Annotated in this window: 11 protein-coding genes and 4 pseudogenes; 11 read left to right on the top strand and 4 right to left on the bottom strand. The window is 63.3% G+C overall.

What is annotated here, in order from left to right; genetic code table 11:
* Positions 1-37 precede the first annotated feature (37 nt).
* From U1703_RS15590 to U1703_RS15575, 4 genes are all read left to right on the top strand, one after another.
* Positions 38-1,081 carry a ParB/RepB/Spo0J family partition protein gene (locus tag U1703_RS15590; protein WP_332786417.1) on the top strand — a complete coding sequence of 348 codons (1,044 nt, stop codon included), beginning with the start codon at positions 38-40 and terminating at the stop codon, positions 1,079-1,081.
* A 221-nt stretch (positions 1,082-1,302) separates the two neighbouring features.
* A complete protein-coding gene (locus U1703_RS15585; protein ID WP_332786416.1) occupies positions 1,303-1,821 on the top strand; it encodes a hypothetical protein in 519 nt (172 codons plus the stop codon).
* A gap of 197 nt (positions 1,822-2,018) precedes the next feature.
* Entirely contained in the window at positions 2,019-2,963 is a 945-nt protein-coding gene (locus U1703_RS15580; protein WP_443025824.1) for a replication initiator protein A, read from the top strand.
* A gap of 420 nt (positions 2,964-3,383) precedes the next feature.
* Positions 3,384-4,202 (top strand): helix-turn-helix domain-containing protein, encoded by an 819-nt coding sequence (locus tag U1703_RS15575; protein ID WP_332786415.1) that lies wholly within the window; start codon positions 3,384-3,386, stop codon positions 4,200-4,202.
* 170 nt (positions 4,203-4,372) lie between these two features.
* On the opposite strand, the pseudogene U1703_RS15570 reads toward U1703_RS15575, so the two are convergent.
* Positions 4,373-4,636, bottom strand: a pseudogene (locus tag U1703_RS15570) (Tn3 family transposase); the annotation flags it as partial.
* On the opposite strand from U1703_RS15570, the gene U1703_RS15565 reads away from it, so the two are divergent.
* The 3 genes from U1703_RS15565 to U1703_RS15555 all read left to right on the top strand — a co-directional run bounded on the left by U1703_RS15565 (position 4,636) and on the right by U1703_RS15555 (position 6,157).
* Positions 4,636-4,797: a hypothetical protein gene (locus U1703_RS15565; protein WP_332786414.1), complete on the top strand. Its 162-nt coding sequence runs from the start codon at positions 4,636-4,638 to the stop codon at positions 4,795-4,797. The pseudogene U1703_RS15570 and the gene U1703_RS15565 sit on opposite strands and share 1 nt — an antisense overlap.
* A gap of 191 nt (positions 4,798-4,988) precedes the next feature.
* Positions 4,989-5,210 (top strand): hypothetical protein, encoded by a 222-nt coding sequence (locus U1703_RS15560; protein WP_332786413.1) that lies wholly within the window; start codon positions 4,989-4,991, stop codon positions 5,208-5,210.
* On the top strand, positions 5,210-6,157 hold the full coding sequence (locus U1703_RS15555; protein ID WP_332786412.1) for an AAA family ATPase: 948 nt from the start codon (positions 5,210-5,212) through the stop codon (positions 6,155-6,157). Before U1703_RS15560 ends, U1703_RS15555 begins: the two co-directional genes overlap by 1 nt.
* A 272-nt stretch (positions 6,158-6,429) precedes the next feature.
* Here the strand turns inward: U1703_RS15555 and U1703_RS15550 are convergent.
* Both U1703_RS15550 and U1703_RS15545 read right to left on the bottom strand, forming a co-directional pair.
* Positions 6,430-7,283: pseudogene (locus U1703_RS15550) on the bottom strand (transposase).
* Positions 7,284-7,444: 161 nt separating this feature from the next.
* Positions 7,445-8,236 (bottom strand): annotated as a pseudogene (locus U1703_RS15545) (DUF4158 domain-containing protein).
* A gap of 107 nt (positions 8,237-8,343) precedes the next feature.
* Here U1703_RS15545 and U1703_RS15540 point away from each other — a divergent pair.
* The gene (locus U1703_RS15540; RefSeq protein WP_332786411.1) at positions 8,344-8,970 is read left to right on the top strand and encodes a recombinase family protein; all 627 of its coding nucleotides are present in this window, start codon (positions 8,344-8,346) and stop codon (positions 8,968-8,970) included.
* A 7-nt stretch (positions 8,971-8,977) separates the two neighbouring features.
* Here the strand turns inward: U1703_RS15540 and U1703_RS15535 are convergent, their stop codons facing one another.
* Complete coding sequence (locus U1703_RS15535; protein WP_332786410.1) at positions 8,978-10,261, bottom strand: hypothetical protein; 1,284 nt, start codon at positions 10,259-10,261, stop codon at positions 8,978-8,980.
* 141 nt (positions 10,262-10,402) lie between these two features.
* Here U1703_RS15535 and U1703_RS15530 point away from each other — a divergent pair, with 141 nt between their 5' ends.
* The 3 genes and pseudogenes from U1703_RS15530 to U1703_RS15520 all read left to right on the top strand — a co-directional run.
* The gene (locus U1703_RS15530; RefSeq protein ID WP_332786409.1) at positions 10,403-11,095 is read left to right on the top strand and encodes a response regulator; all 693 of its coding nucleotides are present in this window, start codon (positions 10,403-10,405) and stop codon (positions 11,093-11,095) included.
* Positions 11,096-11,121: 26 nt separating this feature from the next.
* Positions 11,122-12,456 carry a sensor histidine kinase gene (locus U1703_RS15525; protein ID WP_332786408.1) on the top strand — a complete coding sequence of 445 codons (1,335 nt, stop codon included), beginning with the start codon at positions 11,122-11,124 and terminating at the stop codon, positions 12,454-12,456.
* Positions 12,457-12,947: 491 nt separating this feature from the next.
* Positions 12,948-13,371 (top strand): annotated as a pseudogene (locus tag U1703_RS15520) (transposase); the annotation flags it as partial.

Below are 13,371 nucleotides of genomic sequence, written 5' to 3'. Positions count from 1 at the left end.
CTCATGTTTCATCAATGTTCTGCCGGGGATACGATCCATGGCGCGTAAGCAATCCGATTATCTGGCCGATCTGCTGGCGGAGGAAGGCGAGGGGGCGATCCCGGCGAACGACCGGCCCGCGCCCGAGACGCGCAGCCGCGGCACCACGCTGCTCGGCCGCGAGTCCGCGCTCGCCCGTGTCGCCAGCGGCGAGGTGCGCCAGGTCACGCAGCTGCTGCTCGATCCGGCACGGGTGAAGATCTGGCCGGGCAATGCGCGCCATTACGATTTGCTGAGCGAAGACCAGTGTCGCGAGCTGATCGACTCGATCATCGCCGAAGGGGGCCAGAAGGTCCCCGCCGTGGTCCGCCGGATCGAGGGCGACCCCGATCATGATTTCGAGGTGATCGCGGGCACGCGGCGTCACTGGTCGATCAGCTGGCTGCGCGCGAACAGCTATCCCGACATGGCCTTTGTGGCGCAGGTCGCACAGCTGGACGACGAAGCCGCATTCCGCCTGGCCGACCTGGAGAACCGCGCGCGCGCCGATGTGTCCGACCTGGAGCGGGCGCGCAATTACCTGTCCGCGCTGCGCACCCATTACGGCAACCACCAGACGCGCATGGCCGAGCGGTTGAAGTTGTCCAAGGGCTGGTTGTCCAAGATGCTGAAGGTCGGCGCGCTGCCTGACGCGGTCATTGCCGCCTTCGCCTCACCGCATGAGGTGCAGCTCAAGTCCGGTTACGCGCTGGCCCAGGCGATGCAGGACGAGGCCGAAGCGTACGCGATCACCGGCATGGCCAAGGCGATCGCGCGTGAACAGGCCGAGCGGCGCGAGCATGGCAAACCCGCAATTCCGGCCGCCAATGTCGTGCGCCGATTGCTGGGCGCGCGCAAGATGATGATGGGCGAGGCCGGCGGGGCGGCGCCGTATCGCTATGCGAACGGCCATGGCCGCGACGTGCTGTCGATCCAGGCGATCAACCGCCACGGGGTGACGGTGCGGCTGCACGCCGATGCCACGGATACCGAGGGTTATGTCGACGCGCTGCGTCACATGCTGGCGCATCTAGAGGCGACGGGGCAGGGCCTGAAACGCTGAATGTTTCCCCGGGGAAACACCGGTTTCTAGCCGCCCCGGCGCGGGGAGGGGGATCGTGCGCAGCATGATGGATGGGGCTCTTCGCGGAGGCCATCCCTTGTTGCAGCTCCCCTCCGTCAGCGCCTGCGCAACACCACCTCCCCGTACCGGGTAGGAATGGATTTGCCTGGAATGTTTCCCCGGGGAAACATCGACGCATTGCCCCGCTTCTCCTGTCATTCATGAGTTTTCTGAATCACCGCGACTTTGCGCTTCCGTTCCCCTCGCCATCGATTCAGGATGGCGTCATGCCGATCGCGCGCGAACATCGCTGGCTCTATCCGATCGACTGGCGCGAATTGTCGGCGCTGATCAGGTTCGGTCGCGCCAAGGGGCGGTGCGAGCATTGCGACCGGCCGCACGGCCGGGTCGTCGTGCATTTGGGCGACGGGCGCTGGTGGGATGACAAGCGCTCGGGCTGGCGCGATGCGAAGGGGCGCAAGGTGAGGGGGCTGGTCAGTCCAGCCGCCATGCTGGATCGGCAGCCGGGCCTGGCCGGGATCGCGCCGCCCTTACCCTATCGCGTAACGCGCGTGACGCTGGCCAGTGCGCATCTCAACCATGATCCCGGCGACAACCGGCCGCGCAACCTGGCGGCGCTGTGCCAGGCCTGCCACATGCGTCACGATGCGCGCGAGCATCGCCGTCGACGGCTGCGCAATCATTTCCGGGCCAGCGCCATCGGCGACCTCTTCGCCTGATCGCGCGGGCGGTCGAGGCTGTCGGGACACGCCACGCCCTATGCGATGCCCCGGTTTCACCTCGCCCAGAAAGGGTTGTGTCACCGTCGACGAATTCATACTCGAAAGCACGAACTCAGACGTGGTTTGGCCGCTATTCCCATCGGCATGGCCGGGTCCCCTCCCCAAAGTTCGTGCTTTCGAGTATGAAATCCAACATGACGCGAACCACCATGCCCGCCCGTAAAAAAGACGCCATTCCCGCCCGCTCGGGTGGTCGGCCGCAAGGCGATCTGTTCTATCTCGACAGCCCGCTCACCAGCGAGATCCGCGGCGAGCGATCGCTGATGGCCTTTCCCTTTTTCGCGCTCAGCAAGACCGCCTGGATGAAGCCGCTGACCTATTCGCACGCCAATGTCGCGATCGAGGTGCGTCCCTCGGCCAAGGGGGTGGCGACCATTTATGACAAGGAGATTGTCCTCTATATCGCCAGCCTGATGGCCGGAAAGATCGAGCGCGGCGAGGAGGTGGGGCAGGACTTCATCTTCACCGCGCACGACCTGTTCTCGGTCACCGGCTCGAACCATTCGGCGCGCTCGTACCAGCGTTTGTCCGAGGCGCTGGAGCGACTGCAGGGCACCCAGATCAAGACCAATATCGAGGCGGGCGGCGAGGGCGAGGAAGGCTTCTTCTCGTGGCTGTCCGAGGCAAGGCTCCATTATTCCAAGACAAAAACCGGCGAGCGCCGTCTGAAGGCGGTGAAGGTGCGGCTATGCGACTGGCTCCACCGCGCGATCCTGCGCGACAAGCAGGTGCTGGCCTATGCCGCGGCCTATTTTCAGCTGGGGCCGGTCGAGCGGCGCATCTACGAGGTGGCCTGCGCCACCGCCGAGGACGGGCGGCTGGAGATCGACTTGGCCACCTTCCGGCTGCAGGTCGGCTATCAGAACCCGCTGGCCAATTTCCGAGCCGCGATGAAGGCGATCGCGCAGGCCGATGCCATCCCCGACTTCCAGGTCGCGATCATTGAGGATGCCGAGGCCGGACCGACCGAGGGCCGGGGGAGGGGGCGCCGCGCGCCGTCCGCGCGGGTGATCGTCACGGCCCGTCCCAGGACGCTGGAGGACCTTGCGGAGGATGATGCGAATCACGCCGATCCGTGATTCGCGGACGAGCAATCAATTCATACCCGATAGCACGAAGTCTTCGCTGAATTCATACTCGATAGCACGAATGATGTTGTCGATTTCGACCATTATCTTGCAGTTTTTTTGATTTCCTACTCGAAAGCACGAATCGTGACTGCTTTCTTTGTTGGAAATTACCTGCAAGGTTGCCCCCTATCGCGGGTCGCAGATCTGCGAAGGCAGCATATGGGAGCGGTCGTGACCACATAAAGGAAAGCCCGGCACGAAGGCCGGGCATCCCAGGTATTACAGGAGCGACGTCGCCAAACGTCGATCCGGGGTTTCACTCACCCTCTCCTGATACGCCTGTCGCCCCTGCGGTTCAAGGATGCGCGCTTCGCGCCACACCCTTTCTTTGTCTTTTTTGGTCCGGCCCCGGATATAAGGGGAAGGAAAATGACGGCGTTCACCTTTGGTGAAGCGACGACGCGCGTGCTTGCGCAAGTGGCGAGCGGGCAGGGGGTACGACGCTCCCGCCCGTCGGTTCGGCGTGACAGTATCGAGGCGGGAACCTTCGAGGAGACGTTCTTCGCCAAGCCCGCCAAGGGCGAGTGCGACCGGCTGATCCGCATGGCGCGCATCGCACTCGACACCGGCCGCCGGGTGAAGCGCGAGGCGCGCGGGCAGGGCAGGGCGCTGACCGGTCCCGAACATCTGCTGGCCAGCCTGACGGCCGGTGCCGTGCGCGTTTATGAGGAGCTGTGCACGCTGGCCCGGCTGAACGGCGGCAAAGTATATCCCAGCTATGACCGGCTGGCCAGGGTAACCGCGCTCGGCCGCGCTACCGTCGCCCGCGCGCTGACCATCCTGGAAAAGGCCGGTTTCTTGGTCCGCCAGCGCCGCTTCCGCCGGATCGAGGGCGAAGGGCCGGGCCCGCGCTTCGAACAGACCTCCAACGTCTATCGCCCGGTCGCGCCAAAGCGGCTGCTGGCGCTCCTCCCCTGCTGGCTGCGCCCCGCCCCGGTCCCGGAGGATATGCTACAGCATGTCGCCGACCAGGCCGAAGAACAGGAACAGCTGAGGGGCCAGCTATCCTGTCGCGAGTTGGCGCAACTGACGGTTGGCGGAACGCTTGGTCGTGTCCTAGCCCGACTAGGTGCGACCCTCGACGGTGTGTTGCAACAGCGAGAGTCTCATTCCCATCCTGAATCCCCCCTGTATTCATATAAAAGAGGAGGTAATGCCCCAGTCTTAACGACTGACACGCTTCTATGACATTCGTCGCAGAGCAGAAAACAACACGGCCCCGATACACCCTGCGGCCAATTTAGGAGACACCGATTACACCGTCGCCATGCTCTCTAAGAGAAGCAAACGGATCCGTCAGCCAACCCTCGCGAACCATAATCTTAGAACATCCAATACCCGGCCTTGGATCACGACGTCAGCCGACGACAGAAGGACAAACGGAGGCGGTGGCCAGCTCCACGCCCATGATCGGAAACGCCGCCCGCATCGGTATGATAGCGCTCGATCGCGAGCTCCACGCCGTCATGGAGCAGGCCGTCGAGGACATGTGCCGTCTCGCTCGCACCAGCGGAGATGACTCTGGAATGGAACGGCGCGTAACGGTCAGAGATGTGCCTGTAGAAGGAAACGGCGGGATCGCTGCCCTTGTGCGGGTTGATTGCACCGGTAGCGCTATTACGTGTTCGCGCGCGAACCCGAACGCCGCAAGGTCGGCCTCAATTGCCGAATGACCGTCGCCGGCGTCACCTATGAGGTTACGCCCGAAATAGCCGGCGAAACGATCGTCGTCTGGTGGGGGCTATTTGACCAGGAACTATGGGTCGAACATGGCGAAGAGTGATACGGCCCGTTCGATCCGATCGGAGGGCCGGTGCCGCTGCATCGCTATCGCAAGCATCGCAAGAGCCGACGCCAGTTTCGCGCGGATTTCGTCGATGCGCTGGCGACGAAGATCGGGATTCCCCGCTCGGTCCTGACGAGTGAGGACAACATCGTGGTGATCGTCGCAAGCCTGCCGATGGGATCACACCTGTGCCGGCCCGGCCCTTTGCCGATCCAGATCCGTTCGCCGAACTCACCTTCGCCACGCCGCTCAAGGCACGCTTTGCCATATCCGAGGAACTGCGCCTGCCGCTGGGCGGCCTTTGCGAAGAGGACCGCGACTTCATCGACGCGCTGCTCGGGCGCAAGCTGTCCAGGCCCGAGGTAATGAATGAAATCCGCAGGCGATTCCCACCCGGTCATAGACGCTGATGCAGACCAAAGTGATGCGCTATTACGGCTTGGTACCGCCCCCGGTCGATCTCGGCTTCTTCGAAACCGAGCATCATGCCCAGCTCACCCATGATCTGAAGACCGCCATCACGGGCGGACGCCTGATCGCACTCACCGCCACCATCGGCTCGGGCAAAACCGTGCTAACGCGCCGGTTGAGGGAGGAACTGGAACGCGGGGGTCGCGTAAGCGTGTCGCGGGCACTCAGACTAGAGGAGGCCAAGATATCGGTGCCGCTGCTGATCGCTGCGCTGTTCTACGACCTGTCGTCGGAAAAGACCGTTTCGATACCCAGTCAGTCGAAACGACGCGAACGCAATTTGCAAGAGCTGTTCCGCAAGGCCAAGCGGCCGGTCGCTCTGTTTGTGGACGACACGCACGATCTCCACCCCAAGACACTGCCTGCGCTCAAGCGCCTCGTCGAGCTTGTCACTGAGGGCGGCGGTCAACTGGCCGTGATCCTCGTCGGCCATCCCAAACTGTGCAACGACCTGAAACGCCCGTTGATGGAGGAAATCGGCGACCGGACGACCGTGTTCGAGTTCGGCGGCCTGCGCGATCGACAGCCCGACTATATCGACTGGGCGCTGCGCACCGCGCTGTCGGCGGGGATCGAACCGGACGCGGTACTGACCAAGGATGCGCCGATCCTGCTCGAGACCCCACTCCAGATCGGCCACCATCTCGTCCGCGCGTTCGAAGCCAGCGTGAAACCGATTGATGCCGCAACCGTCGAGGGTGTGCTGTCACATCAGATCGACGACCTCGAACCTCAGCTCACCCGCCACGGCTACGATACGAAGAGCCTGGCGGACCAGTTTGACGCCAGGCCGGCGGAAATCCGGCAACTGTTCCGGGGTGGCCTTGATCCGGCTCGTGCACGCGAGCTGACCGACGATATGCGCGCGGCAGGACTACCGCTTTGACCGCCGAGTCCGCGATCTCGCGCCACTCGGTGAATATCTCGCGTCCGTCGCACCGAACATGATTCTCGTCTCACCGAACGTGCGACTGCCGATCGCCAGCGTCTCACATAATCCGAGCGGGAACGACCCCTCTATCGCAGTTCCAGGCGATCATCATTGCGAGCCGCTAAACCTATGATGCCATTGAGGGTGAGGGTTTGGTAAGACCCGGTAGAGCGATCTCATCCTAAGATCCAAGTAGGTGAGCTGCTGCCGGTTTCGTGGACACGAGGTTAAGCTACCTGCGCCTGCCTCTCGAAGTCCATGGGGCTGAGGTAGCTCAACGTCGAGTGGCGGCGCGTCGGATTGTAGAAGCGCTCGATATAGTCGACCACATCTGCCTTTGCTTGATTGCGCGTGCGGTAGGTTTTACGTCCGACCCGCTCGGTCTTCAGCGAGGAGAAGAAGCTCTCCATCGCCGCGTTGTCCCAGACGTTGCCGGACCGGCTCATCGAGCAGGTCACGCCGTTGTCGGCGATGACAAATCGCAGACCGTCGTCCTTCGGCAAACCACGACGCCGGGGTCGAGCCTTCAGGCCGTGAACACGCATCAGCCGCTCGACGCGATGCAAACCAGATGAGAGGTCTTCGGCCAGAAGGTCGTGCCAGACGCGGCGTGCACCGTACGTCCGATAGCTGGAGATGAAGCTGGCGCCGAATTCCTCGTCGCTCCGAGCACGCGCACTGGGCGCCCGAACCAGCCAGGTGTGAAAGCCGGTTGCCAAGAAACACCGAGCGCTTCGCAGATCCACGACACCGGCCAGATCCCTCGGTGCTTCGCGATGAACTCGAACCTCATATCGAGTCCCTGGCGAAGTAGGCCGCCGTTTTTTTTAGGATGTCGCGCTCCGCCTTCATCCTGGCTAGCTCGCGGCGCAGCCACTCAATCTCCTGCTGCTCTGGCTTCATCACGCCGTGCCTAGGGAACGCGGACCCCGGGTCCACCGCCTGCTCCCGCACCCACTTGCGCAGAACATTCTCGTGCAGGTCCAGATCGCGTGCGACCTATGGTACAGATAACCCCGCGTTCCCGAACCAGCTTCACCGCCTCGAGCTTGAACTCACGGCTGAACTTACGTCGTCGCATCTCCTTCCTCCGGTCTCAAAAACACCCTATCTCGGTGTCCACGAAACCGGCAGCAGCCTAGGGCAGCGTTCCTTGGGTTGCCGCACGCTCCACCTCGTTCATTCGCTGGCGAAGCCTGTCCCGGTGTACGGTAATCCAATCGGGCGCACTGCCGCTCACCGTCAGACCGAGATGTCCTTCCGTGCGCATGGTCCCGAAGGCCGCCGGCCTTCGAGCCGGGTCAGATGCTGGGCGGTCATGATCGTGGCTTCGCGCGCGATTACCGCATAGCGACTGGCATGGATACGCCGCGCCCGTTCCGCCTCGATACCCGGGCCACGGACATGAGCGAGCCGTTCGAGGATCGCCTTGAGGTTGCCGGCACCCGGCGCTTCCGACCAGTCGCGTATCCACGCCAGGGACGAACGGCTGGATGTTCCCCCGATCCGTAGCAACGCATCGAGCTGCTCCACTTGATCCGGTATAAGGTCGCGGCCGAGCCGGGCGAACGCCTGCTGTCTCGCTTCCGCACGAGCGACCAGCGCGATCCGTTCCAAGATGGCCGGCACCGGCAGCACGACACCCGCCCCGCGCAGCCGCTCGACCATGGCATCGCAGCGATCGGTAGAGGTCGCCACCTCGCTGGCAATCGCGAAGACCATTCCGCGATCGGCGCGCTCGAAGGCACGCAATCCAAGCCGGCATTCGATCGCGGTGCGATGCTCGCGCAGCGTCGTGTCGCGCGCGGCCTAGTCGGCGAAAGCGTCGGGCGAGCAGCCGATCTGCGCGGCCAGCACCGTGAGCATCGCGGCAGGTGGCACCTCACCGGATTTGATCGCCCGACCGGGATGGCGGAGATAACCGATCTGCATCGCATAGCCGATCTGGTTGGCGGGTCGAATAGCCCGACGCGCTGCGCCGGCGGCAGGATGTGTGCGACCATCTTGACACTGTTCTTCCCTGTCGTCACACAATCATACTGTGATGACGTTGACGCGACATAGTCAAAGTGACAGGTTAAGTGACATAATGGTGCCGCTATGCGGTGCTGCCTTCATCTGTCACGTAGACGCTCGTTAAAGTGACGGCGCTAATCGGCTATGCGCGGGTGTCCAAGGCTGACGGCAGCCAGGTCATCGACCTCCAGCGCGACGCGCTGGCGAAGGCCGGCGTCGATCTGGACCATCACCTTTATACCGATGCGGCATCGGGAAAGCGCGACGATCGACCGGGACTGGATGCGTGCATCAAGGCGCTACGCCACGGCGATACGCTGGTGGTATGGAAGCTGGACCGGTTAGGACGCGACCTGCGCCACCTCGTCAATCTGGTCGGCGACCTGACCAAGCGCGGCATCGGGCTGAAGGTGCTCGCCGGTGAGGGTGCGTCGATCGACACCACCACTGCGAACGGCCGGCTCGTCTTTGCGATCTTCGCAGGCCTCGCCGAGTTCGAGCGCGAGCTGATCGTCGAGCGCACCAAGGCCGGGCTAGCCGCAGCGCGTGCCCGCGGGCGGAACGGCGGTCGTCCGTTCAAGATGACACCCGCCAAGCTGCGCCTCGCCCAGGCGGCGATGGGCAAACCCGAAACCAAGGTCGCCGAGCTATGTGCCGAACTCGGCATCACCCGCCAGACGCTCTACCGACACGTTACGCCAAAGGGCGAGATCAGGCCTGATGGTGAGAAGCTGCTGGCAAGGAAGCGATGATCCGCCGTCATCGACGTCGGGCGCGGCCGTTCGACATGATCCAGTCCGGCGAAAGCTTGAGTGTCCATCCAACTCCGACATAGTCTTTGCCGTGGGCACTGCTGGGACCGGCGATCGACGCCGACTTCCAGTCCTGCGCGATCAGCACGCCCTGCTCCACCGTCAGTGTGCCCCACGCGTCGCGGATGGTGGCTGTCGGATAGACGGTGCCTGATGGCGGCAGCGCGAAGACGTTCTGCGGATTGAACTCGATCTGCATATCAATCAGTGGCAGCCGCAGGACGGGACCGTCGATCAGCGCAGCCCGCCAGTGCGCGGCCTGGCGGGCATGGGCCTGTGCCTTCACCGCTTCTTCCGACCGGATGCCGGTAAAGTCGTAACGATCGCGGACCGCCTCCACCGCGGGCAAGGCACCATCGCCAATGGCATGATGCAGCAAGGCCCCCAGATCGCTGTCCGGTCGCAAGTCGTTCCGCCACCCTGGAGACAGCCAGTCGAGCAATAATCCATAGGCGGGACCGGACGCATAGGCGAAACTGCGCATATATCCGTCGCGCCGATCGTAATCGGCCAAGGTGCCGATTGTCGAAGTCACTGCATCCTTACCGGCGCCGAGACGCTTGCCGGTGTATTCGGCAATCCCTTCGTTGATCTCCAGCGCGTTCTCCCGCCCGGCCGCCTCAGTCGCCAGATTGCGCCGGTGCGCGCGAAACGCCAGCGCATCACGTATCGCCGTGCATTGCTGCTCGCCTTGCGTTCGCAGCGCGTGGGCCAGTGCCCGCCATTCGAGGCGCAAGAGCAGGCGCCCGTCAAGCGTGTCGAGATGATCCGGCAAAGCCGCCACGGGCGGGGGAAGGCGATCGGGCTGGATGCGGTGGAATGCCTCGTGCATCAGCAAGGTTTCGCGTCTGTCGCGATCGGATGGCAATGGTAGCATCACCATCGTCCAACGGGTGCCTGCCCAGTCGATCGCGGTGTTCGCCATGCCAATGTCCTGAGGCAGCGTTCCGATGAACAGCGCGCCGGAGGGCCGGAGATCATGGCCGGTCGTATTCCTGTCAGCGTAGACGGTTCGTGTCTCGGGATCGACCAACATGATCGGCCCGCAAAGGCTCCTGCCCCACAATCGCCCGCCATCGCGACGGCACAGGATGCGATATTTCGTGATGGCTTCGCTGGCGGCCTTGGCTTGCTGAGCGGAGAGAGGCTGCGCCGGCGCGGAGGTGGAAAGGACGCATTCCGCCATCATGCCGATCGTAAGCCACAGACGGCGATGATGCTTGACGGGCATTGCGTGCGATCCCTGCCTTAACTGCGAGGAGGGCTTTCTGGCCGACGAACGTATCGCCTTCATGGCCTCTTTGTATCACGGACAGCGATCATGACATGAACGCGATACGTTCCGTCGATAGGGGAAGGCATGACGAACAGCGTGGCGCGGATCATCGTAGTGGAAGACGACGACAGCGTGCGCGACGCGATCGTCGGCTATCTGTCGCGGCATGATTTCGACGTCATGGGCGTACCTGATGCGCGGGGCTTCGACGCACTGGCGCACGGCACCCGTGCCGACCTGATCGTTCTCGACGTGATGCTGCCGGGAGAGGACGGACTGTCGCTTTGCCGTAGATTGCGTGATGCTCCTCCTCCCATCCTCATGCTCAGCGCGTTGGGGGATACGACGGACCGTATCGTCGGGCTGGAGATCGGTGCAGCGGATTATCTGGCCAAACCCTTCGATCCGCGTGAGTTGCTCGCCCGCATCCGAGCAATCCTCCGGCGTGAAGCTGCGCCGGTCACGCAACCCCCTCAATCCTATCACTTCGACGGATGGCTGTTCGAGCCGGATAGCGCACGCCTGACAGCACCGGACGGCGCGCTCGTGTCACTAACCGCGGGCGAACTGCGGATGCTGCGCGCGTTCGTCCGTCACCCGGCACAGATTCTCGGTCGCGATCGGCTACTCGATCTGACCCATGGCGCGGATGACGGTCCCTTTGACCGGGCGATCGATCTGGCTGTCAGCCGGTTGCGACGGCGATTGTCCGACGCGGGCGGGACAAGCCTGATCGAAACCGTGCGGGGGCTCGGCTATCGGTTTCGGGCCGCAGTTACCCGTCGATGAGGTGGTCGCCCTCCATTCTGGTCCAAGTGGCGACGCTGGCGCTGACCACGCTGGTGCTTGCGTTCGCCCTGAGCCTGAGCATCGTGTTGCTGACGCCCACCCCTGCGCCGGTGCGGATGACGGTTCGCGATGCGGCAAGGATATTGGGAGGCGAGCGGAACGGCGCCTTTGGTCTGACGATCCGGTCAGCGCCGCCCGCATTGCCCCGAGTGGCGGAGGTCGAGGCTTCGCTGGCGCGGATGTTGCGCGTCGGTCCCGATCGGGTTCGCGCGCGCTGGCTCGACAGTGATGGTGCCGGCAAGGGCAAAGCGACAGGACAAAGCGTCATTTTGGTTGGTGACCGGACGTTGCTTGTCGACAGCGGTATCGGCGGGTTTCGGATGCGATTCGGCGATGATGTGCGGATCGGCCCCGACGTGGAAATGCCAGCGTTCGAAGCAGCCGTTCGGCAATACGATGGCCGTTGGCGCACCGTCACGCCAACCGACCGGCAACTCGCGACGTGGCGACTGCGACTGCTTGTGGCGTTCGGCTTGGCCCTCATGCTTTCCGCAGTCCCGGTGTGGATCGCAGCACGTCGGCTGTCGACACCCGTGCGCAATCTCGCGGAATGTGCGGCGCGAAGCGACTTGGCCAGCGAACCACCGTTTCAAGATAGCGGCCCGGCCGAGATCAGAGCGGTCGCCGCAGCGATGAACGCCATGCACCAGCGCCTTGCCGATCAGGCGGAGGAGCGCTTCCAGGCGTTCGTCGCCATAGCGCATGACCTTCGCACGCCCCTGACCGGGCTGCGCATCCGTGCGGAACTGGTCCCGCCGGGCGAACGCGAACGTATGATCCATGATCTCGACCGGATGGCGGTGATGATTGGCGAGGTGCTTGATTTTGCGCAGATCGATCGGCATCGGTTATGTCCGCAAGACACCGATCTTGTCGCCTTTCTCACCGCAATCCGGAATGATCGGCGCTCGCTGGACCAGGATGTCGATCTGGCCGGCCAGATCGATGATGGCTGGGCCATGGTCGACAGACACCTCCTACACCGCGCTCTAGATAATCTCATCGACAATGCCGTACGCTATGCGGGGAATGCCATCCTGTCGATCGAGCATCGCGACACGCAGGTGTGCATCCATGTCGATGATTCCGGGCCCGGCATCCCTCTGAACGACGTCGGTGGCATCATCGCACCGTTCAGAAGGCTGGAACCATCGCGAAGCCGCGCGACGGGTGGGGTAGGCCTCGGGCTGGCGATCGCGGATCGTATCGCCGTTGCGCATGGCGGCAGACTGATATTGGAGAATCGACAACCTCACGGCCTCCGCGCAACGCTCAGTCTCCCGTCACGCCCTTTCGCTTAGCGTACGCTCGTGCAGACATTCTGCGATGACCCCTAGAGGCTTTCGACGATCCACTTCGGATAGGAAGCTTGAGGTCCGTAGCAATCACAACATGGCCGATATTGCCTACGGCGTTCACCAGTCCATGAGACCTGGGGCGGGGGATCCAGACTGCCGTGGCGGATATGCTATAGCGGCGACAGAATAAAGGGCAGATCGATTACACCAGCCGCAGTGCGGCGATATGCGATTCAACGCGATTATCTCCGAAGCGGGAGCAACTCTGCACCATCGTCGCATACGTGGAGATGGCAAGATGTGTGTTGTAGCCATACACGCTCACGCGCGTACGCCTACAACATGGTCCTTACTCGCCTGCGGCTCGACGTTATTTTGCTCTGCGAGGCGGACGAACGCTGCCGCGTTTGACAGTTGACGTCCCCCCTGTTTTTTCATCCATCTTGAGTGAGAGTTTTCCAGCCCTTTGAAGCCTGCGGTCAAGAAGCTGGGACATGAAAAAGTCGAGGTACACGGAAGAGCAGATTGCGTTTGCGCTGAAGCAAGCGGAGATGGGCACGGCCGGTGGCCGAGGTCATCCGCCGCATGGGCGTGTCGGAGCAGACGTTCTACCGCTGGAAGAAGGTGTATGGCGGGCTGGGCGTCGGTGAGCTGCGGCGGGTCAAGCAGCTCGAGGACGAGGATCGCAAGCTCAAGCAGCTCGTCGCGGATCTGAGCCTGGACAAGCATATCCTGCAGGACGTGCCCGCAAAAAGCTCTGACGCCTGGGCGACGGCGCGAGATCGTCGCGCACGTCCAGGCGTCCCACGGCGTCAGTGAGCGGCGCAGTTGCCTCGCGCTGGGTGTCGACCGCTCATCGGTGCGATACGTGTCGCACAAGCCGGACCAGGCGCCGCTGCGGCTGCGCATCCATGATCT

The organism is Sphingomonas flavida, from assembly GCF_036663655.1.
GTDB lineage: Bacteria > Pseudomonadota > Alphaproteobacteria > Sphingomonadales > Sphingomonadaceae > Sphingomonas.
Note: the sequence above shows the minus strand (reverse complement) of the source record. Positions and strands in the feature narration are given on the sequence as shown.

Excerpts from the sequence above, each read along its gene's own strand:
- U1703_RS15585 (WP_332786416.1), top strand. The coding sequence starts at position 1,303 with ATGAGTTTTCTGAATCACCGCGACTTTGCGCTTCCGTTCCCCTCGCCA.
- U1703_RS15590 (WP_332786417.1), top strand. The coding sequence starts at position 38 with ATGGCGCGTAAGCAATCCGATTATCTGGCCGATCTGCTGGCGGAGGAA.
- U1703_RS15580 (WP_443025824.1), top strand. The coding sequence starts at position 2,019 with ATGACGCGAACCACCATGCCCGCCCGTAAAAAAGACGCCATTCCCGCC.
- U1703_RS15535 (WP_332786410.1), bottom strand. The coding sequence starts at position 10,261 with ATGCCCGTCAAGCATCATCGCCGTCTGTGGCTTACGATCGGCATGATG.
- U1703_RS15575 (WP_332786415.1), top strand. The coding sequence starts at position 3,384 with ATGACGGCGTTCACCTTTGGTGAAGCGACGACGCGCGTGCTTGCGCAA.
- U1703_RS15555 (WP_332786412.1), top strand. The coding sequence starts at position 5,210 with ATGCAGACCAAAGTGATGCGCTATTACGGCTTGGTACCGCCCCCGGTC.